At 41.5% G+C, this 22085-nt stretch carries 17 protein-coding genes, 2 tRNA genes and 3 rRNA genes; 15 read left to right on the top strand and 7 right to left on the bottom strand.

Annotation, left to right across the window (positions count from 1 at the left end):
* Positions 1–33: 33 nt before the first annotated feature.
* Together ACZ1GV_RS12220 and rsd are read right to left on the bottom strand one after the other, a co-directional pair.
* Positions 34–1326, bottom strand: coding sequence for a YfiM family lipoprotein (locus ACZ1GV_RS12220; RefSeq protein ID WP_472674402.1), 1293 nt, complete (start codon positions 1324–1326; stop codon positions 34–36).
* 19 nt (positions 1327–1345) lie between these two features.
* On the bottom strand, positions 1346–1813 hold the full coding sequence (gene rsd, locus ACZ1GV_RS12215; RefSeq protein WP_210560953.1) for a sigma D regulator: 468 nt from the start codon (positions 1811–1813) through the stop codon (positions 1346–1348).
* Positions 1814–1953: 140 nt separating this feature from the next.
* Between rsd and nudC the strand changes: the two genes are divergently transcribed.
* The gene (nudC, locus tag ACZ1GV_RS12210) at positions 1954–2775 is read left to right on the top strand and encodes an NAD(+) diphosphatase (RefSeq protein ID WP_472674401.1); all 822 of its coding nucleotides are present in this window, start codon (positions 1954–1956) and stop codon (positions 2773–2775) included.
* 246 nt (positions 2776–3021) lie between these two features.
* Entirely contained in the window at positions 3022–4089 is a 1068-nt protein-coding gene (gene hemE / locus ACZ1GV_RS12205; RefSeq protein WP_210560955.1) for a uroporphyrinogen decarboxylase, read from the top strand.
* A gap of 120 nt (positions 4090–4209) precedes the next feature.
* On the opposite strand, the gene sthA is transcribed toward hemE, so the two are convergent.
* Positions 4210–5544, bottom strand: coding sequence for a Si-specific NAD(P)(+) transhydrogenase (gene sthA, locus ACZ1GV_RS12200; RefSeq protein WP_244731997.1), 1335 nt, complete (start codon positions 5542–5544; stop codon positions 4210–4212).
* 249 nt (positions 5545–5793) lie between these two features.
* On the bottom strand, positions 5794–6912 hold the full coding sequence (locus tag ACZ1GV_RS12195; RefSeq protein ID WP_472674400.1) for an acyl-CoA desaturase: 1119 nt from the start codon (positions 6910–6912) through the stop codon (positions 5794–5796).
* Between the two features lie 143 nt (positions 6913–7055).
* Between ACZ1GV_RS12195 and fabR the strand changes: the two genes are divergently transcribed.
* The 5 genes from fabR (at position 7056) to ACZ1GV_RS12170 (ending at position 9280) form a co-directional block, all read left to right on the top strand.
* Positions 7056–7694: an HTH-type transcriptional repressor FabR gene (gene fabR / locus ACZ1GV_RS12190; RefSeq protein ID WP_472674399.1), complete on the top strand. Its 639-nt coding sequence runs from the start codon at positions 7056–7058 to the stop codon at positions 7692–7694.
* A gap of 230 nt (positions 7695–7924) precedes the next feature.
* Positions 7925–8455, top strand: a complete 531-nt coding sequence (locus tag ACZ1GV_RS12185; RefSeq protein ID WP_472674398.1) for a hypothetical protein — start codon at positions 7925–7927, stop codon at positions 8453–8455.
* Between the two features lie 15 nt (positions 8456–8470).
* A complete protein-coding gene (locus ACZ1GV_RS12180) occupies positions 8471–8806 on the top strand; it encodes a helix-turn-helix domain-containing protein (protein WP_472674397.1) in 336 nt (111 codons plus the stop codon).
* Positions 8803–8946, top strand: coding sequence for a hypothetical protein (locus tag ACZ1GV_RS12175; RefSeq protein ID WP_472674395.1), 144 nt, complete (start codon positions 8803–8805; stop codon positions 8944–8946). Before ACZ1GV_RS12180 ends, ACZ1GV_RS12175 begins: the two co-directional genes overlap by 4 nt.
* Positions 8947–8965: 19 nt before the next feature.
* Positions 8966–9280, top strand: coding sequence for a hypothetical protein (locus tag ACZ1GV_RS12170; protein WP_472674394.1), 315 nt, complete (start codon positions 8966–8968; stop codon positions 9278–9280).
* Positions 9281–9497: 217 nt separating this feature from the next.
* On the opposite strand, the gene trmA is transcribed toward ACZ1GV_RS12170, so the two are convergent.
* Positions 9498–10595, bottom strand: a complete 1098-nt coding sequence (trmA, locus tag ACZ1GV_RS12165; RefSeq protein ID WP_472674393.1) for a tRNA (uridine(54)-C5)-methyltransferase TrmA — start codon at positions 10593–10595, stop codon at positions 9498–9500.
* Positions 10596–10713: 118 nt separating this feature from the next.
* On the bottom strand, positions 10714–11130 hold the full coding sequence (locus tag ACZ1GV_RS12160; RefSeq protein WP_472674392.1) for an RNA recognition motif domain-containing protein: 417 nt from the start codon (positions 11128–11130) through the stop codon (positions 10714–10716).
* A 586-nt stretch (positions 11131–11716) separates the two neighbouring features.
* Between ACZ1GV_RS12160 and ACZ1GV_RS12155 the strand changes: the two genes are divergently transcribed.
* The 6 genes from ACZ1GV_RS12155 to ACZ1GV_RS12130 all read left to right on the top strand — a co-directional run bounded on the left by ACZ1GV_RS12155 (position 11717) and on the right by ACZ1GV_RS12130 (position 17891).
* A 16S ribosomal RNA gene (locus ACZ1GV_RS12155) occupies positions 11717–13250 on the top strand.
* Between the two features lie 108 nt (positions 13251–13358).
* Positions 13359–13435: transfer RNA gene (locus tag ACZ1GV_RS12150), tRNA-Ile, on the top strand.
* Between the two features lie 45 nt (positions 13436–13480).
* A tRNA-Ala gene (locus ACZ1GV_RS12145) sits at positions 13481–13556 on the top strand.
* 299 nt (positions 13557–13855) lie between these two features.
* Positions 13856–16734: ribosomal RNA gene (locus ACZ1GV_RS12140) — 23S ribosomal RNA — on the top strand.
* Between the two features lie 152 nt (positions 16735–16886).
* Positions 16887–17001: ribosomal RNA gene (gene rrf / locus ACZ1GV_RS12135) — 5S ribosomal RNA — on the top strand.
* The 16S, 23S and 5S rRNA genes sit together here with 2 tRNA genes alongside, the layout of an rRNA operon.
* A 359-nt stretch (positions 17002–17360) precedes the next feature.
* Positions 17361–17891 (top strand): hypothetical protein, encoded by a 531-nt coding sequence (locus ACZ1GV_RS12130; RefSeq protein WP_472674391.1) that lies wholly within the window; start codon positions 17361–17363, stop codon positions 17889–17891.
* Positions 17892–18088: 197 nt separating this feature from the next.
* Here ACZ1GV_RS12130 and katG read toward each other — a convergent pair whose 3' ends face one another.
* Entirely contained in the window at positions 18089–20341 is a 2253-nt protein-coding gene (gene katG, locus ACZ1GV_RS12125; protein WP_472674390.1) for a catalase/peroxidase HPI, read from the bottom strand.
* Between the two features lie 228 nt (positions 20342–20569).
* On the opposite strand from katG, the gene dusA reads away from it, so the two are divergent.
* The gene (gene dusA, locus ACZ1GV_RS12120) at positions 20570–21562 is read left to right on the top strand and encodes a tRNA dihydrouridine(20/20a) synthase DusA (RefSeq protein ID WP_472674389.1); all 993 of its coding nucleotides are present in this window, start codon (positions 20570–20572) and stop codon (positions 21560–21562) included.
* A gap of 169 nt (positions 21563–21731) precedes the next feature.
* A complete protein-coding gene (locus ACZ1GV_RS12115; RefSeq protein ID WP_472674388.1) occupies positions 21732–21965 on the top strand; it encodes a hypothetical protein in 234 nt (77 codons plus the stop codon).
* The last annotated feature ends 120 nt before the right edge of the window (positions 21966–22085 follow it).

Genomic DNA, 22085 nt, shown 5'->3' with positions numbered 1-22085 from the left:
AAAGCGCTATAAGCGCTTTTTTTTATATCTAAATTATTGATACAAGGGCAGTCGACGAATTCGGTCATCGATTGCTTGTTCTATAAGTTTGTATTCTATGCTGTGTTTATTGCCTAGTTCGTCTTTAAACTGCGTAGCGCTTAACCCTTCCGGAAGTTGGTCTACCATAGGGAAAAAGACACTTTCATCTTTTATTCCCGCCAGCATCTGTTGAGCTTGGCGAGCTTGTTGCTCGTTGTATGCAACAAATTGACTAAAGCTTAATCCAGCTTTATCGGCGGCTAAGTCAGGAAAGCTGTAACCACTGCCACCTTCATTGGCGTCATATAGCTCTTTTATTTCACCTATGTTGAGGCCAATTTGTTGGCCGCCTAGCTGCTCTAAAATAGCCGAATATAAAAAGTGCAAGGTAAGATCCGTACGGCCGTGAACCACTGGTGTTTGAAGAGGCTTAGAGTCTGGTGGAATATTTAGCCCAGCAATTTTTGCAAATTTACTGTTGCCAAAATAGGACGCAAGTGCCCATAAGGCATGTCTATTCTCACTCGCCGCACTAAGAGATGGTTGCGCTATGAGGTTACTGCGCGCCTCCTGAAACACTAATCCGACATAGTAGGAAAGTTCTTCGCTGTTTGCTTTATTTCGTTCGAGCAAGGTCACATAGTCATAGAATTTTTTTGCATTAAATCGTTTACCTACCGCTATATCAGTCGCCTGCTGTTTTAATGATTTAAATGAGTCTTTAACTAATTGAACCAATAAAGGTGGTCGTTCGGTGGTGAGTGTTAACGATGATGTTTTAACTTGTATTTGCTCAAACAGCATTTGAACAAGTTGCGCCGGTTTTGGCTTCATTGCTCGTTTTAATGTGCCTAATACCAAAGGTTCAGCAATAAAGTGCGGCAATAAAATACTGCCTAGCTTGCAGTGCTCTATTATAAATTTTTCAGCTTGCTGCTCCATTGAGCAATAGGCATTTAAGTACAAGTCTTTATGTGAGAAGTCTATCAATTGGCTAAGGTTGTAACTAATTGCACTTGTATAAATAGACCCAGAAACGTAATTCTCAAAACTAGCATTATTTATAGTGTGCGCTGCTAAATCTGAGAGTGCATCTAGTTCCGACTGATACATTACCAAGCTAATTACTTCAGATTCACTTCGTAACTCTGTGAGTAGTCGTTGTAATGAAGATTTTGCCGCTGCCACTTGCATTGGCGTTAATACTTTATTTTCGAGCGTGATGGGTTTAAAGGATATAAGTGCAACGGCAACCATCACTACAAGGAATACCAACACCAAAAAAAACTTAAACAAAAACTTCATATCAACTGCTTATATCAATCTAACTATGTTTACTATGAAGAATATGAATTAGCTCGTCTTCTAACTCCATACGTTGTTCAAGAGTGGTACCAACTTCAGATAAGTCATAATCGAAAGCGTTAAGTTCTTTGTCTGATGGAAGGTTGGCATATTTGTCATTAAAATCTACGAGCAGCTGTGTGGTCTCCGTTATTAAAGGATACAGCCTTTGAGCGAGTGCAGCACTTTCAGCACCATTTTCCGAACATTGTTTAACGATACTATCGTATATCTCAAAGTGACCTGCGGATAAGTAGTCGATGAGGATTTGGCAAAAATTAGTGATCGCTACATGGTCTGGTAATGAGTTTTTCACTGATTCAAAAGGTGGAAGTCCAGCCAACTGACAATACTTCACTAGCAGCTCTTGTCGCTCAGCTAGCCATGCATCGATGACCGTATTTGCGCCGCCATATTTTTGTTGAGTTTTTTCCTGCCGAATTAACATTTAGAGTCTTCCTCTTTGAAAGTACAGTTATTTTCCGTCTGTTAAATAAAATTATAAGACATAAATTTAGATTTAGCATAACGGAAATGTGATGTTTCGGTTTACACTAGTGCTCAGTGGTTTTGAACCTTAAAGGAGCAATGATGATTCAACACAGTATTCCATTTTCACCTGAATTAGAAGGCTGGTGGTGCGTTATTTTAACTCATCAGATCTATTTGCCTGGCCCAAAGAATAAAATTCCATTTGGTAGCTTTGATGATCTCGCAATAAATATCACTAGACCTGATGTTGTGCATCAAATCGGTGAGTATGATGGCGATCCTGTGTACACCTTAGATGCTACGCACATTCTTGCGTCAGAATCGGATCTGGAACTCGATGAATTTGTTGGCCTTCGTAGTATTTTGTTTGAGCAGAATGAATTATTTGAATTTGCAGCGCGTGCTTATCAGGTTCAGTTATTTTTAAAAACCCATCAATACTGTGGACAGTGTGGATCACCAATGCAAATTATTGATTGGGAACTCGCAACATTATGCGAGCCGTGCAAGCACCGTTGTTATCCGAGGATCTCGCCCGTTGTTATTGTTGCTATTCGCAAAGGTTCACAAATCTTATTGGCTAAAAATAAACGCTCTACGGCTAATATATATAGCGTATTAGCTGGTTTTGTAGAGAGTGGTGAAACCTTAGAGCAGGCTGTACATCGCGAAGTTTTTGAAGAGGTCGGGATTAAGGTTAAAAATATTAAGTATGTTAAGAGTCAGCCTTGGCCGTTTCCGCATTCGTTAATGGTTGGATTTGTTGCAGAGTATGATACTGGCGAACTTAATTTGTGTGATGATGAGATTGAAGCTGCCGATTGGTTTGAGTTTGGCGAAGACATGCCACCAGTTCCACCATTTAAAACGATATCTAGACAATTAATTGAGCACACAAAGAAATTGGTACGTAAGTAGTGCAGAAAAGAAAAAACCACTCATAAGAGTGGTCGAATTTTTCTAGCGCGTGAGCTCATTAAAATGAGTTTTTATTATAGTTTTTCTTGAGCGCGAAGTATTTATAGCAAAGCATGGATCAGTGTGCAAGAAATAACCTAAAATTGATTTCGAATAAAAAAAACGCTTTTTATACACTTTCAATCTATAGAGACAATTAGCGGGTTCTGGTAGAATCGCGCCAGCATATTTATTAGAGAAGAGCCGATGACTGAATTAAAGAATGATCGTTACTTACGTGCGTTATTACAAGAGCCTGTAGACCGAACTCCAGTATGGATGATGCGTCAAGCTGGACGCTATTTGCCAGAGTACCGCGCAACAAGAGCTGTTGCTGGTGATTTTATGTCGCTATGTAAAAATGCAGAGTTAGCATGTGAAGTGACTATGCAGCCATTACGTCGTTACCCGTTAGATGCGGCAATTCTTTTCTCAGATATATTAACTATTCCTGATGCGATGGGATTAGGTTTATATTTTGAAACGGGTGAAGGCCCACGTTTTAAAAATCCGATTCAATCAAAAGCGGATATTGATAAATTACCTATTCCTGATCCAGAGGGCGAACTGCAATACGTAATGAACGCAGTGCGTACTATTCGTAAAGAGTTAAATGGCTCTATTCCATTGATTGGTTTTTCAGGTAGTCCTTGGACTTTAGCAACCTACATGGTTGAAGGCAGTGGCACTAAAACATTTTCAAAAGTTAAAGGCATGATGTATTCAGAGCCTAAGATGATGCACCAATTGTTGGATAAGGTAGCGGACTCTGTTACTAGCTACTTAAACGCGCAAATTGCTGCGGGTGCGCAATCGGTAATGATTTTTGATACTTGGGGTGGTGTATTAACGCCACGTGACTATGAAGAGTTCTCTCTAAACTATATGAGCAAGATCATTGATGGTTTAACTCGTGAGAATGAAGGTCGTAAAGTACCAGTTACCTTGTTTACTAAGAACGGTGGTCAGTGGCTTGAAAAAATGGCGGCGACAGGTTGTGATGCACTAGGTCTAGATTGGACTATGAACATTGCAGAAGCAAAAGCACGTGTCGGCGACAAAGTAGCACTTCAAGGTAATATGGATCCAGCAATGCTTTATGCGACGCCAGATCGTATTCGCCAAGAAGTACAAACTATTTTGGCTGACTACGGCGATAAAGGAACAGGCCACGTATTTAACTTAGGCCACGGCATTACGCCAGATGTATCGCCTGAGAATGCGGGTGCCTTTATTAATGCCGTTGTTGATTACAGCCCGAAATATCACAAATAATTAAGCATCAAAAAACAAAAAGCGCCAAAGGTTAACCTGGGCGCTTTTTTTATGCGTGTTTTATACATCACTTTAATTGCAGATTTAAGAACTTGAAAAACCTGCAATCGTGATTAATTTTTAGAACAGTCTGTTTAAGCCATTCAACGCGGCAACACGATAAGCTTCAGCCATTGTCGGGTAGTTAAACGTGGTATGAATAAAGTATTCAATCGTATTTGCTTTCCCTTTTTGCTGCATTATAGCTTGCCCAATGTGAATGATCTCAGCCGCTTGCTCACCAAAACAGTGAATGCCTAAAATTTCTTTGGTTTCACAGTGGAACAAGATTTTTAAGCCACCTACAGGAGTTGCACCGATTTGTGCACGAGCAAGGTGTTTAAATGATGAACGACCCACTTCATAAGGTATTTTAGCGGCCGTTAACTGTTGCTCTGTTTTACCAACCGATGACATTTCCGGAATGGTATAAATACCCGTTGGTATATCTTCAATAAGTTGGCCTTCAGTAGGAAGGTGCAACATATATTCAGCCGCAATTCGCCCTTGGTCATAAGCCGCACTTGCTAAGCTTGGGTAACCAATTACGTCACCTACTGCAAATACGTTGTCAGCTGCTGTTTTATAGGTTGAATCTACTGCTAAACAACCACGAGAGTTAGCTTCTAAATTGATAGCAGAAAGATTTAATGAATCTGTATTACCAGTACGACCATTAGCAAATAGAATACAGTCAGCTTTCATACGTTTGCCTGACTTAAGTGTCATAATAACACCGTCTTCTTGTGCTTCAATTTTCTCGTATTCTTCACCGTGGCGAATAACGATGCCACTGTTCCAGAAGTGATAGCTTAGTGAATCTGTCATTTCAGCGTCCATGAAAGACAACAGGCGATCACGTGTATTAATAAGATCGACTTTACAGCCTAGTCCTCTAAAAATTGAAGCGTATTCACAGCCGATGACACCAGCACCATAAATAATGATGTTTTTAGGTTGATGCTTTAGCGATAAAATAGTGTCGGAGTCGTAAACACGAGGGTGTTTAAAATCAACATCAACAGGATTGTACGGTCGAGATCCTGTAGCAATTACAAAGTTCTCGGCAGTAAGGTGTTCGATTGAACCATCAAGCAAAACTATTTGAAGCGTGTTTTTATCTACAAATGAAGCCGTACCGTGAATAATATCCACTTCGTTACGGTTGTAGAACCCACCACGTAGGCGAACCTGATCACGAATTACTTTGGTTGTATGTTCTAGGATGTTTTCGAATGTTAGCGACGCTGCTTTTTCCGATTTATTAAACAGTGGGTTGCTGTTGTATTCGATAAGTCGACTTACAGAGTGTCGAAGCGCTTTTGACGGGATTGTGCCCCAGTGTGTACAACCGCCACCAACTTGAGTGTGTTTTTCTATTACCGCTACACGTTTACCTGCTTTAGTCAGGTTCATTGCAGCACCTTCACCACCAGGTCCCGTGCCGATTACAATCGTATCGTAATCGAACTTTTGTGGTTTTTCATTTGCTTGGTTTTTTTGTTTTTTATCGCTCACAAATACACCCTTGTCGCTTCAACATAAAAGGAATGATGTTCAATCATCTAATTCTTGTAAGTTTAACAAAGAATTAAAACTTAGAGAATTATTCATTTTAGTAAAAGTTTTGTATTTATGTAGCTAATTTATTGCTAATTAGCCTATTTAAGCCGGAATTTCGTTAATGAGTGCCTGCCACTCTTGTTGTCTCATTTTTATTTGTGACTGTAATAGTTTGTAATTTGTTTTCAGTTCTGCAAGTGCAGCGTCAGATATCGCTTGTTTTTTAGCTGTAAGGTATGCAGATTTGATCTCAACATATCGTTTAAATTCTTCAACAAGGTGATGATACTCAGCATCTAGTTGGTTTAACAAATCGGTTTTACCTTTAAGTGCGATGAGCTTTTGAGTGGCAAGTTGCTTTTGCATTTTCCACTTTGCCGCCTTTATCTTTTCTTCCGGTACTTTTCTAAGGTTATTGGTTAGGCCTACAAAGGTCATCGCTTTAATAAACCATTTAGTTGGATCGAAGTGCCACCATTTGATGCCATTCCTGTAATCGTTTTCAAAGATATGATGATAGTTATGATAGCCTTCGCCATAAGTGATAAAAGCGAGCAGGCCATTGTCTTTGGCACTATTTTTATCGGTATACGGTTGTTTTCCCCAAATATGAGCCAGCGAGTTTATAAAGAACGTAAAATGATGGCTTAATACTAAGCGCAAGACGCCAACCGTTAGTAACATGCCCCAGATATCATTAAAAATAATGCCAAGCGCAATAGGAATACCGAAGTTAAGCGTCATTGCGAGTAACAGGTAGTGTTTGTGTTGCCACATAACTATTTTGTTCTTTTGAAGATCTCGACAGTTGCTGTAGTCGTCATATCGCTCTGGTTGATGGTCTCGTAACATCCAGCCGATATGACTAAACCAAAACCCTTTTTTAGCTGAGTATGGGTCTTTACCATTCTGGTCAACGAATTTATGATGTATTCTGTGATCAGAAGACCAGTGTAATGCACTGTTTTGCAATGCAAATGCACCGCCTAACGCTAATATAAATTGTAAAACGGGATGTGCTTCGTACGTACGGTGGGACCAAAGGCGGTGATAACCAACGGTGATAGACATGCCTGCAAAACCTAATGCTATTATTGTGGCAACCAGATGTTCTGTTTGGTAACCATAATAGTAGCCATATAAAGGTACACCTATTAATGCGATTACAAATGTAGATAAAAAAACGAACACGTTGGTCCATAGAATAGGTGGTTTTGACATATTTAATACTCAGCTAACAGACGTACGCTGAGTTTAGAAGATGCGATAATAAATGCAACGAATAACTTTATAAATGATAGCTACTACTTGTTGTTATTCAGTTTAAAGTTTGTGGGACACCGGAATCTAATATTAGGTAAGCGATGAATAACGATACAGGTCAAACACTCGTAAGAACGAGAGCTCAACAGAAAGAACAAACTCGACGTGCCATTATTGACGCTGCGTTTAGGATGTTAAGCCCAGATCAAAGCTTTGCTAATTTAAGTTTGCGTGAGGTGGCTCGTGAAGCTGGCATTGCGCCCACTTCGTTTTATCGTCACTTCAAAGACATGGATGAATTAGGTTTAACGCTGGTGGATGAGGCTGGTTTAATGCTTAGACAATTAATGCGCCAAGCTCGTGCTCGTATTGATAAAGGCAAAGGCAGTGTAGTGCAAACGTCAATTTCTACCTTTATGGAGTTTGTGGAAATTAATGGTAATGAGTTTAGGCTTTTACTTCGTGAACGATCTGGTACGTCTAAGGCATTTAGGTTAGCAGTAAACCGAGAGATTCAACATTTTGTGGAAGAGTTAACGGAATACATTCAAACCAAAACAAATTCGAATCATCAAGACGCATTATATGAAGCTGATGCCTTGGTGACGATTGTATTTAATGCCGGCGCAGAAGCATTAGATTTAAGCCAGGAAAAGCGAGAATTATTGTCAATAAAAGTGGTTCGCCAAATGCGCTTTATTGCAAAAGGCTCTGAATCCATGCGACACGTGAAAAAGTAGACGGCTGGTTTTACGTTTAATTCTATTTGATTAAAAATATAGATAATTAGAAGAAAAGCTAGTCAGGGCAAGACTTTCAGAGATATGACACCTCACTGTCATATTGTGACACTAACCACAGACATATGACAAAACGTATGACTGTCCTGTTAGTGTCGTCACAGGTTTAGGAAATATTTGTTTTACTGAGTCCCACATTGAGTAACACAAATACATTAAGGATTTTGAAAATGACTTCTGAAAAAGATAATAACTTTGATAACAAGAGTGCTGAAAGTAGCACAATTAAAAGTGGCAATGTTGACACTAATGACTCTGAAATTAATATGCTTAACCAAGCTGAGAACGATAGTGTAGAAAAGCTGTCGGGTATGACTCTGCTATCAGACGGATTTAGGTTTCACTTTAAAGTTGATGACCATGAAATTGAAGCATGGGGCTCGGGTAAATCAGGTAAAGAGTCGGTTACCTTTGATGGTGTAGTCGTTTCGGAAAAGCGCAGTTTAAGACGTAAGTCAGTTCATTCTTTTGAGCATCAAGGTGTGTTGTTTGAAATAGAGTTCAATATGGTCAACATGCTGACCTCAGAGTTGCATTGTTCACTTATTAAAGACGGCGTCCATGTAGAAACCCGAAAAGTGATGCCAAAAGCGACCTCTTCTAAAAGTGAATTTTTAAAAGGGTTCCTAACCTGGTTTGCCATTGGCGGAGTATGCGGGTTTGTGGGTATGTTCTTATTTTTACAATTTTTAGATAAGTAACTCTGGAGAATTAAAATGGATATAAATGCAGAGTTAATTAAAACAAAAAGAACGAGTCAGAGTTGGACGCAACAACATTTAGCCGATGCGTGTGGAGTAAGTTTACGAACTATTCAACGTGTTGAGCGGTATGGTAATGCTTCAAATGAAACGGTAATGGCGCTGGCCTCTGTTTTTGAAATTCAACAGTCAGAGATTATTGTCCCAGAAACGCCAGTGATTGAAATGGACCTGGTAACAGACGAAAGTAGTAAAAAGTTAGAAAAAATAGTGCAGTTCATATTCACTCTATCTTCTGGAATTATCATTGGGGCAGCGTTAGTGGTGCTTTTTACTAAGGATGTCGTATGAAACAGGTATTAGACAATAAAGAGTATAAATCTGTATGGGATGAGCCAGGAGTTTTGCCATTGGCGATTATTGTGGGGGCAATCTGTTTATTTGGATTAGGTGTGTCAATTGGTAGCGCTTTGGGTAAGTTTTTAGCATAAGCAGGATTAAGGATTAGGTATGTTTAGTAAAGAGTTTGTATTTAATGTGAAAGGTAAAGAAGTTCGTATTTGTAACAATTGGATAAGAGGTGTAAAGCTATATGTGGATGGGGACTTTAAAGACCAAGATAAAACGTTATTTGCGTTTTCAGGTAAAACGCTTTTAAGCGCAAATTTAGGCGATGGTGTTATTTTAGAGGTTGCTCCTGTGTCTGCTGCCTTTACTGTTGAGATGGATGCCTATATGCGAGAAGGCCAAACAAGAACATTAGCTTATAGCTCTTATCAGAGGTTGTCGTTAAAAGAACAGCGAGCTGGTAGAGATGCAGCTTAAGGCTGTTTTAATAGAGCATCATTATTACGTTAGCAATTATTAGAGTACTGTTGTTAAAGTGCTGTTATTAAAGTGCTATTACTAAAGCTCCATTATTGATCTACTTAGGCCAAAGCGTCAGGTTGAAGTATGTTTTCGAGAAGAGCCCACCAAGCATAATCACTTGAGTGGGCTTTTTATTACCGAAAGATCTTTAAGACTAAGACTAAGACTAAGACTAAGACTTAGCCGTAAGAACAACCCCACACTCTAAATGATCGGTATATGGGAATTGATCAAACACAGCAAACTTTGAAACGTCGTGTGTTTTACTTAACTCTAATAAGTTGTCGTGCAGGGTATTAGGATTACACGATATATATATGATGGTTTCATATTGTTGAACCATTTTAACCGTGTCATCGTCTAAACCTGCTCTAGGCGGATCGACTAAAATTGTATTGCAGTTGTAACTCTTTAAATCGATACCTTCTAATCGATTAAATGTACGTGTTCCATTCATCGCTTCGGTAAAGTCTTCCGCTGACATTCTTATAATATCAACGTTGTCTATTTTGTTTGCCTCTATATTGTATTGAGCGGCTTGTACTGAGGTTTTAGATATCTCGGTAGCGAGCACGCGATCAAACTTATCAGCTAATGCGAGTGAGAAGTTACCTGCACCGCAGTATAGCTCTAGCAGGTCACCAGTATATGGCTTTGCATTTTTGGCCCAGCTCAACATATCTTCACATAGCTTAGCGTTTGGCTGGGTAAAACTGTTTTCTACTTGCTTATATATGTAAGGCTTGCCATCGACGTTTAGTTCTTCAATGACAAAATCACGATCTAAAATTACCTTTTGCTTTCTGGCACGCCCAACAAAGTTAATTGTGTATTTCTCAGATAGGCGAGATTTTAAGGCCTTACATTGTTCAATCCACTCGTCGTCTAACTGTTTGTGATAAAGCAGGCTCACCAATACTTCTCCGGTTAGGGTAGAAAGGTAGTCTATTTGAAACAGTTTCCGGCGCAGCACTTCGTTTGGCTTTAGCTCGTCAATGATGTCTTTCATCACACTATTAATAAGCTCACTTGCTGGTGGAAAGTGATCTATTCGGATCTTTTCTTTAGTTTCCTTGTCGAACATGATGTGAAACAGATCGTCGCCGTCATGCCAGACTCTGAATTCTGAACGCATACGGTAATGCAGTGTAGGCGATTTATATACATCTATAGGTGGGATAGAAAATTCACTAAACTGTTCATTAACAATTTGGATCTTTTTGTCTAATAGCGAGTCGTATTGTTCTGGTTTGATCGAACTTAATGGCATAGGGATAAATTCATAATAATGGACATAATGATGCATTTTACTCAATAAATGACTAAAACACTAAATTTGGCAATAAAAAAGGCCGCTAATGCGACCTTTTCTTAAAGTTAAGTGTGAATTACTTGTCGTTTGCTAAACGTACTTTAAGCATACGTTCTTGAAACTCAAAGTCATTCAAAGAGTCGATCACTTTAGTGCTATCTGCCGTTGCGATCTCTACAAAACCGAAACCACGACGCTTGCCTGTTTGTTTATCTCGTAATAAACGAACAGAAAACACGGTACCGTATTCGCTGAAAAGCTCACGAACACTTCCTTCGTTTGCACGATAAGGAAGGTTACCCACATATAACGTTGTTGTATTTGCTGCCTGCTCTTCTGAAGAACCAGTGAATGAAGCAGCAAGACCTGCTACTACCGCACCAATCGCAAAGGCTGCAGATGCAGGGACTTCAGAACCAACAAAATGAAAAAGAACCGCACCGATAACTGCTACTACTATAGACGGTACGAATACCGAAGAATTAAAAGACATATTCCATACTCTCAAAAAAGTTTTAAAAAACATAAATGTAAACACGTGATCGTTCACGTAAGGCATATACTATTACCTACAGAGGGATTTACAAGTTATTTCTTGGTCATAATTTAGCAGAATGATCCATTTTTTACACAGATCGAACAAGATCTGTTCAAACGATCTAAAAAGATCGGATTATTTGCAATTAGTGCTTGCGCTATTTCTAAAACTCCCTAAAATGCGTCCTCGTTGTCAGGGAGACATCAAACAGCTCGAAACGTTAAGTAAAGGTTGTGAGATGAGGCTCAAAACGGTTTAGAAAACTTCTTCAAAATATTGAAAAAGATTTGATAAAAACGTTGACAACGAATTAGGGAAGTGTAGAATGCGCATCCCGGTTGAGACAAGGTCTCGACCAAGAGCAGAAAGGCTCTGAACGTTCTTTAACAATTTGTAATTAATTATTTGTGTGGGCACTCCGAAGAGTAGTAACAAACACGCTAGAGTTTCTTAGGAAACAGGCTAGCACTTGTAAACTATTGATTGAGTGTCTGAACGAAAATTTATTTGAACAGAATTCAATGGGTAGCGATTAAACTTTTAAGTGAAGAGTTTGATCATGGCTCAGATTGAACGCTGGCGGCAGGCCTAACACATGCAAGTCGAACGGTAACAGAACTAGCTTGCTAGTTGCTGACGAGTGGCGGACGGGTGAGTAATGCTTGGGAATTTGCCTTTAGGTGGGGGACAACAGTTGGAAACGACTGCTAATACCGCATGATAGCTACGGCTCAAAGGGGGCTTCGGCTCCCGCCTTTAGAGAAGCCCAAGTGGGATTAGGTAGTTGGTGAGGTAAAGGCTCACCAAGCCGACGATCCCTAGCTGGTCTGAGAGGATGATCAGCCACACTGGAACTGAGACACGGTCCAGACTCCTACGGGAGGCAGCAGTGGGGAATATTGCACAATGGGCGAAAGCCTGATGCAGCCATGCCGCGTGTGTGAAGAAGGCCTTCGGGTTGTAAAGCACTTTCAGCGAGGAGGAAAGCTTAGTCGTTAATACCGGCTAGGTGTGACGTTACTCGCAGAAGAAGCACCGGCTAACTCCGTGCCAGCAGCCGCGGTAATACGGAGGGTGCGAGCGTTAATCGGAATTACTGGGCGTAAAGCGTACGCAGGCGGCCATTTAAGTCAGATGTGAAAGCCCCGGGCTCAACCTGGGAACTGCATTTGAAACTGGATGGCTAGAGTGCGACAGAGGGTGGTAGAATTTCAGGTGTAGCGGTGAAATGCGTAGAGATCTGAAGGAATACCAATGGCGAAGGCAGCCACCTGGGTCGACACTGACGCTCATGTACGAAAGCGTGGGTAGCAAACAGGATTAGATACCCTGGTAGTCCACGCCGTAAACGATGTCTACTAGCAGTTTGACTCTTAAGAGTTGTCTTGCGCAGCTAACGCATTAAGTAGACCGCCTGGGGAGTACGGCCGCAAGGTTAAAACTCAAATGAATTGACGGGGGCCCGCACAAGCGGTGGAGCATGTGGTTTAATTCGATGCAACGCGAAGAACCTTACCATCTCTTGACATCCATAGAATTTAGCAGAGACGCTTTAGTGCCTTCGGGAACTATGAGACAGGTGCTGCATGGCTGTCGTCAGCTCGTGTTGTGAAATGTTGGGTTAAGTCCCGCAACGAGCGCAACCCTTATCCTTAGTTGCCAGCACGTAATGGTGGGAACTCTAAGGAGACTGCCGGTGACAAACCGGAGGAAGGTGGGGACGACGTCAAGTCATCATGGCCCTTACGAGATGGGCTACACACGTGCTACAATGGCAAGTACAAAGGGTTGCGAACTCGCGAGAGTAAGCGGATCCCATAAAGCTTGTCGTAGTCCGGATTGGAGTCTGCAACTCGACTCCATGAAGTCGGAATCGCTAGTAATCGTGGATCAGAATGCCACGGTGAATACGTTCCCGGGCCTTGTACACACCGCCCGTCACACCATGGGAGTGGGCTGCAAAAGAAGTAGGTAGCTTAACCTTCGGGAGGGCGCTTACCACTTTGTGGTTCATGACTGGGGTGAAGTCGTAACAAGGTAGCCGTAGGGGAACCTGCGGCTGGATCACCTCCTTATAAACGAAGTTACACCTTTAGAGTGTTCACACAAATAATTAATTACGAATAATGAGCGAGAAAGCTGCAAGCTGTTAGCTGCATTCGAGAGTTTGTAGCATAAACGATAGGCCTGTAGCTCAGCTGGTTAGAGCGCACCCCTGATAAGGGTGAGGTCGGCAGTTCAAGTCTGCCCAGGCCTACCAAATCATCGATTTGGAACAATCGTTTTAATGACGTGACTTCAGTATGGGGCTATAGCTCAGCTGGGAGAGCGCTTGATTTGCATTCAAGAGGTCCGCGGTTCGATCCCGCGTAGCTCCACCATACTGACACTCAGTTTCTCGATTCAAAACCCTAAACCATACACATTAGTTAGTGTGCATCGTTTAGAGTTTTTTATAAACTCATGCTCTTTAACAATTTGGAAAGCTGATAAAAAAATAAGGTAAACATTATTGTTTATTTATTTGTTATTCAACAACTAAAAAAATAATTTTGATTATCACTGTAAGAGAAAACTCAAGCGTTATTTATGTCAGGTTCTTGACCTTATACAAGTCAAGTAACCAATAAATATGACACATAATATACGACTGAATTTGCGAGAGCATTTAAGGTTGTATGGTTAAGTGAATAAGCGTATACGGTGGATGCCTTGGCAATTGGAGGCGATGAAGGACGTGTTAATCTGCGATAAGTCTGGTTAAGGTGATAAAAACCGTTATAAACCAGAATTTCCGAATGGGGAAACCCACCCTTTTTAGGGTATCGTATAGTGAATACATAGCTATGCGAAGCGAACCCGGAGAACTGAAACATCTAAGTACCCGGAGGAAAAGAAATCAACCGAGATTTCCTAAGTAGCGGCGAGCGAACGGGAAACAGCCGAATCAGCATGGTTTAGTGGAATGCTCTGGAAAGTGCAACGATAGTGGGTGATAGTCCCGTACACGACAAGCCATGTTGGACATATTAAGTAGGTCGGGGCACGAGAAACCTTGACTGAAGATAGGGGGACCATCCTCTAAGGCTAAATACTCCCAATTGACCGATAGTGAACCAGTACCGTGAGGGAAAGGCGAAAAGAACCCCTGTGAGGGGAGTGAAATAGAACCTGAAACCGTATACGTACAAGCAGTAGGAGCAGACTTGTTCTGTGACTGCGTACCTTTTGTATAATGGGTCAACGACTTATATTTTGTAGCAAGGTTAACCGAATAGGGGAGCCGTAGGGAAACCGAGTCTTAACTGGGCGAATAAGTTGCAAGGTATAGACCCGAAACCCGGTGATCTAGCCATGGGCAGGTTGAAGGTTGAGTAACATCAACTGGAGGACCGAACCCACTAACGTTGAAAAGTTAGGGGATGACCTGTGGCTAGGAGTGAAAGGCTAATCAAACCGGGAGATAGCTGGTTCTCCCCGAAATCTATTTAGGTAGAGCCTCGGACGAATACTTACGGGGGTAGAGCACTGTTTGGGCTAGGGGGCCATCCCGGCTTACCAACCCCATGCAAACTCCGAATACCGTAAAGTAATATCCGGGAGACACACGGCGGGTGCTAACGTTCGTCGTGGAGAGGGAAACAACCCAGACCGCCAGCTAAGGTCCCAAAGTTTATGCTAAGTGGGAAACGATGTGGGAAGGCTTAGACAGCTAGGAGGTTGGCTTAGAAGCAGCCACCCTTTAAAGAAAGCGTAATAGCTCACTAGTCGAGTCGGCCTGCGCGGAAGATGTAACGGGGCTAAGCATAACACCGAAGCTGCGGTAGCGAATTTATTCGCTAGGTAGGGGAGCGTTCTGTAAGTGGCTGAAGGTGCATTGAGAAGTGTGCTGGACATATCAGAAGTGCGAATGTTGACATGAGTAACGATAATGGGGGTGAAAAACCCCCACGCCGAAAGACCAAGGGTTCCTATCCCATGCTAATCAGGGTAGGGTAAGTCGGCCCCTAAGGCGAGGCAGAAATGCGTAGTCGATGGGAAACAGATTAATATTTCTGTACTTTTAATCATTGCGATGGGGGGACGGAGAAGGCTAGGTGAGCACGGCGATGGTTGTCCGTGTGAAAGTATGTAGGTAGGCTGCTTAGGTAAATCCGGGCGGCTAATACTGAGATACGAGACGAGTCACTAAGGTGATGAAGTCATTGATGCCATACTTCCAGGAAAAGCCTCTAAGCTTCAGATGATTAAGAACCGTACCCCAAACCGACACAGGTGGTCAGGTAGAGAATACTAAGGCGCTTGAGAGAACTCGGGTGAAGGAACTAGGCAAAATGGTACCGTAACTTCGGGAGAAGGTACGCCCACATTAGGTGAAGGCACTTGCTGCCGGAGCTGAAGTGGGTCGCAGTGACCTGGTGGCTGCAACTGTTTATTAAAAACACAGCACTCTGCTAAATCGAAAGATGACGTATAGGGTGTGACACCTGCCCGGTGCCGGAAGGTTAATTGATTGGGTTATCGCAAGAGAAGCTCATGATCGAAGCCCCGGTAAACGGCGGCCGTAACTATAACGGTCCTAAGGTAGCGAAATTCCTTGTCGGGTAAGTTCCGACCTGCACGAATGGTGTAATGATGGCCACGCTGTCTCCACCCGAGACTCAGTGAAATTGAAATCGCAGTGAAGATGCTGTGTACCCGCGGCTAGACGGAAAGACCCCGTGAACCTTTACTACAGCTTGACACTGAACATTGAGCCTACATGTGTAGGATAGGTGGGAGGCTATGAAACTTGGACGCCAGTTCAGGTGGAGCCATCCTTGAAATACCACCCTTGTATGTTTGATGTTCTAACATTGGCCCCTTATCGGGGTTGTGGACAGTGTCTGGTGGGTAGTTTGACTGGGGCGGTCTCCTCCCAAAGAGTAACGGAGGAGCACGAAGGTTTGCTAAGTACGGTCGGACATCGTACGGTTAGTGTAATGGTAGAAGCAAGCTTAACTGCGAGACAGACACGTCGAGCAGGTACGAAAGTAGGTCATAGTGATCCGGTGGCTCTGTATGGAAGGGCCATCGCTCAACGGATAAAAGGTACTCCGGGGATAACAGGCTGATACCGCCCAAGAGTTCATATCGACGGCGGTGTTTGGCACCTCGATGTCGGCTCATCACATCCTGGGGCTGAAGTCGGTCCCAAGGGTATGGCTGTTCGCCATTTAAAGTGGTACGCGAGCTGGGTTTAGAACGTCGTGAGACAGTTCGGTCCCTATCTGCCGTGGGCGTTGGATGATTGAGAGGGGCTGCTCCTAGTACGAGAGGACCGGAGTGGACGAACCGCTGGTGTTCGGGTTGTCATGCCAATGGCATTGCCCGGTAGCTACGTTCGGAATCGATAACCGCTGAAAGCATCTAAGCGGGAAGCGAGCCTCGAGATGAGTCATCCCTGACAGTTTAACTGTCCTAAAGGGTCGTTGAAGACTACAACGTTGATAGGTAAGGTGTGGAAGTGCTGTGAGGCATTAAGCTAACTTATACTAATTGCCCGTGAGGCTTAACCATACAACGCTTAAGTGTTCTTGAGCACTGATGGTCAAAATTATTAAAACAATATTACCTTATTTTAAAGTACTGCTGATGCGGTGCTGGCTTTCTAATTGTTAAGACAATTTAAGTAAGCGGTGTTTATTAAACATCGATTACAAACAGCTTTGCCTGGTGGCAATAGCGCTGTGGAACCACCTGATTCCATTTCGAACTCAGAAGTGAAACGCAGCTGCGGCGATGGTAGTGTAGCATTTGCTATGCGAGAGTAGCTCACCGCCAGGCTCCCATACTAACCCCTTGCACTTGGTGCGAGGGGTTTTTTATTGCCTCAAATTTATACCCAACCACCACGATTCACTGCTTCGTCGCGGTTTTTTTCGTTTAGAATTCCTTAAAACCATCAAGGTGGCCACTCTTAGGCATCCTGCCTGCGCGGCACTTGAGCATCCTGCTCTGCGCCGGGGTTTTTTATTGCCTCAAATTTATACCCAACCACCACGATTCAGTGCTTCTTCGCTTTCCATATTCACTTTCAGTGTTTAAAAGTCACTTTCATCCACAGCTTTCCTATGATCTAAGTGCTGTTATACTCGTAATAATAAGTTGAACAAATAGAGTTTTTAATTTTGGAACTTGCCTAAATGATAGACTTTTCAGTACTAAATAGAGATAACAATCTATATGCTTTAGATGGCTTGCCTTTAATCACGGTATACGACGATAATTTTTTTGTCAGAAATGATTACGATGTGCTTTCTATTGGCCAACGCAAATACGTTATTTCGTTTTTTGAATCATTAGGGTTTAAACAAAAGACAGGCAAAACATTGGTTAAAGGGAGTGTAACTATTCACATACCTAAACCAAACTCTAACCTAGCGGTATCGTCTTTCGATGGTAAATTCCTACAGTCAGATAGTAACAACTATTATTGTGTAACCCCTACTATGTTTGCAGAAGCTTTATTTTATAAAACTGTAGACATGGATTATGTTGATACGCGAAAGGTAATCCGTAGATTAATAAAGAAATGCCCATATAACATAGAATGGTTGAGAGATGTCAGTTATCACTCACCTATAGAAAATATAACTAAATCCAGTTACCAAGACTTAATGGAATACCAAGCTTTTATTGTGAAAAAGCGTTACAAAAAGAAGAAGGCGCTATAGCCTACAAATATTTCATGTCTAGCTACAGATGTTCTAACCGCGAGTATATAGATGTTTATAATAAAAAAGGCCACGTTAAACGTGACCTTAATAAAAGCGCTATTTGAATAGCTTTAACAGCATGTTTTATTAGGCTTAACATCTATTGATAGTAAATTATTAATAATAATCATTCACTAAAAAGGTAGATGCAAAAGCTATTTAATATCAAATCTATCTAATTGCATTACTTTGACCCACACTGAAATGAAGTCATTCACAAATTTCTCATCAGCGTCGTTTGAAGCGTAAACTTCAGCAACAGAACGCAATTCTGAGTTTGAACCAAAAATGAGATCCACCGGTGTTGCTGTCCATTTTAGTTTACCTGTTTTACGATCTTTACCTTCGTAAACACCTTCGGTCGATGTTTTGTTCCAGACGGTTCCCATATCTAAAAGGTTTACGAAAAAGTCATTAGATAAAGTACCAGGCTTATTTGTAAATACCCCGTGATCCTTTCCATTAATATTTGCATCTAAACTACGAAGACCTCCAAGTAAAACTGTCATTTCTGGTACAGTTAAACCTAGCATGTTTGCCTTATCTACCATCATCTCTGTTGGGCCCATGTAGCTTGACGCATCGTAGTAATTTCTAAATGCATCGGCTGTTGGTTTTAAGTAGTTAAAAGATTGAATATCAGTTGTATTCTGAGTTGCATCAACACGACCAGCAACAAAAGGTACTTCTACTTTTACGCCACCTTTTTTAGCTGCTTCTTCGATAGCTACGGCACCGCCTAATACAATCAAGTCTGCCAAGGAAACCTTTTTACTACGAGAACTGTTATTAAAAGTCTCCTGCACTTTTTTCAAAGCACTTAGAACCTTTTTAAGTTCTTTAGGATTATTTACTTCCCAATTAACTTGAGGCTCTAAAGCAATACGGGCACCATTCACACCACCACGCATATCGGTTACTCGGTGGGTAGATGCTGCTGACCAAGCTGTTCTGATTAGCTCAGGACCAGTAATACCTAAATCCAAAATCTGTTTCTTAAGTTTTTTAACATCACTATTAGAAATGGTTTTATAGTCCGCTTTAGGAAGTGGGTCTTGCCATAGTAAATCTTCCGAAGGAACCTCCTGTCCTATGTAACGCGCTTTAGGGCCCATGTCACGATGTGTTAATTTAAACCACGCTTTCGCAAATGCCAGTTCATATTGAGAAGGGTCTTTACGGAAACGTTCAACAATTTCTCTAAACTTAGGATCTTCTTTTAATGCGATGTCAGTTGTAAACATAATAGGCGCGTGACGCTTACCTTTAATGTGAGCATCTGGAACTAAATTGGCCGCGGCTTTGTCGTCCGGTATCCATTGTGTGGCGCCAGCAGGACTTTTAGTTTGAACCCAGTTAAACATCATTAGGTTATCCAGATAGTTTGTAGACCATTGAGTTGGTGTCACGGTCCATGCTCCTTCCAAACCACTCGTGGTTGTATCTGCACCCTTACCAGTTCCACATTTATTTTTCCAACCTATGCCTTGGTCTTCAATAGCCGCAGCTGCTGGCTCTGCACCAACACAATCTTTTGGCTTTTTAGCTCCATGGGCTTTACCGAATGTATGACCACCTGCAATAAGAGCAACAATTTCTTCATCATTCATTGCCATACGACCAAATGACATACGAATGTCGTTTGCGGCTAATAAAGGATCTGGAACACCATGAGGGCCTTCAGGGTTAACATAAATTAGTCCCATTTCTACTGCAGCAAGAGGGCCTTTAAGTTTGCCTTTTTTGTCACGACGCTTGTCGTCCAACATTTTGGTTTCTGGTCCCCAGTAAACTAAGTCTGGTTCCCAATCATCAGCACGACCACCGGCAAAACCAAAAGTTTTAAAACCCATTGATTCAAGAGATACGTTACCTGCCAATACCATTAAATCTGCCCAAGATAGATTACGCCCATACTTCTGTTTGACAGGCCATAATAGACGGCGAGCTTTGTCTAAGTTTGCGTTATCGGGCCAACTGTTTAGTGGATCAAACCGTTGTTGACCACCTGCCGCGCCGCCACGACCATCATTTACTCGGTATACCCCGGCACTATGCCAAGCCATTCGAATCATAAAAGGACCATAATGACCATAATCCGCTGGCCACCAGTCTTGAGAGGTTTTTAAAACAGTCTCAATATCACTTTTTACTTCTTTGATATCTAAAGTTAGGAAAGCTTCACCATAATCAAAATCTGCACCATATGGATTAGATTCTGGTGAGTGCTGGCGCAAAGGGCTTAGGTTAAGTTGTTTTGGCCACCAAAAGCTATTCGTTTTAGCATTTGAGCCAGAAAACTCAGACTGGCTAGATTGTTCTGAAGCGTTTGCGGTCTGTGACGATAAACTACCACTGAGAATAAGACCGGCAACCATCAGGCTTGATGTTAATTTAGCTAATTTCATTTTTATTTCCTCCATATGGAATTTATTTTTAGCTAGCCTGCAAATGATAGAAGCAGATTTCAAGTATCGACAATTCATAATACTGAACCCTAAATTCTGTTTTTTAGAACATAAATAAAATAACAAGGCAAAAAGCTAGGAAAGCCTATTGAGGTCAAGTTGCCAGTGTTATAATTAGTGATATTTTGCTTTCTACGTATATTCGTTTGAAAAAATTTTAGGGTTTTTATGTCGTCAGTTAATAAGTTAGATCGCCGTTTTTGCGTAGCGCCAATGCTGGATTGGACCGACCGTCACTGTCGTTATTTTTATCGCACTATGTCAAAATATTCGGTTTTGTATACGGAGATGGTCACTACTGGTGCAATCATTCACGGTAAAAATGACTTTTTAAAGTTTAATAAAGAAGAGCAACCTGTCGCTTTACAGTTAGGTGGTAGCGATCCAGAAGCGTTAGCGCACTGTGCCAAGCTAGCCGAAGAACGAGGTTACGACGAAGTAAACTTAAATGTAGGTTGTCCATCAGATCGTGTTCAAAATGGCATGTTTGGCGCCTGTCTAATGGCAAAACCGGAGTTGGTAGCGGAATGTGTTGCAGCAATGAAAGCGGTGACAACTATCCCTATTACGGTGAAGTCTCGTATCGGCATTGATGATCAAGATAGCTTTGAATTTTTATTAGATTTTGTTACCAAAGTTAAAGCTGCTGGTTGTGAAACGTTTATCATACACGCACGAAAAGCTTGGCTTACAGGCCTTAGTCCAAAAGAAAATCGTGATATACCGCCACTTGACTACGACCGTGTATATAAAATTAAAGAGATGTTTCCTGAACTGGAAATTATCATCAACGGCGGTGTTAAAACTTTAGATGAGAGTCTTGAGCACTTAAAGCACGTCGATGGCGTGATGGTTGGTCGCGAGGTTTATCAAAATCCTTACATAATGGCTGATGTTGATGAAGTTATTTACAAAGACGATCATGCCAAGATTACTCGCTCTGGCGTATTAGAAAAAATGTCCGACTACATTACTAAACATGAAATGAATGACGGTCGTGCATGGCATGTTTTACGTCATATGATGGGCTTATATTTAGGCTTGCCGGGCGCGAAAATATGGCGTCGATATTTAAGCGAAAATGCAGTTAAAACAGAGAAAAAAGGTAAAGAGCTTATACTAGAAGCCACCGAATTTTTTCGCGAAAGAGGAATTGACTAAAAAGTGGTTAAATTTACCACTGAGTAACTTTTGGTAAAAATTTAAAACTTTATGTTTGTACACACAAACCTTGAAAGGCCCATTTTATAAGGGTCTTTTTTTATTCAAAGCTTGGCACAACCTTTGTAATAGTATCTCCGACTAAACATAAAACATCAGGAGATAAGTCATGCAATCATTAGTTTTAATCAGCAGCCTAGTTCTAAATACACCTGTTTCAATAAGTTCGTTATCTGATACTCAAGACTTGAATAAGTTGATAAATGAGCAAGTTACCACAGTGCAGAAGCAGGTTCACCATAACACTCAGTTATCTATTTTAGACACTGACATCTTACAAGTTAGACACATAGTAAAATTAGCGAAACGTGTAAGCAGCACAAACAACGAAGCAAGTGAATAATTATGGTGAGTTCGTTAACGCTGTTAGTTGTTTCGATATTGCCTGTCATTAGCTTGGGAGTAGTTTACGTTATCGTAAATGCAGTCAACTCCTCTAGCTTTGTTAATGCGATTTTTTCAT

Source organism: Psychrosphaera sp. HA2-10, from assembly GCF_055693745.1.
The sequence above is the reverse complement of the archived record's forward strand: the minus strand, read 5'-3'. Positions and strand labels throughout refer to the sequence as shown.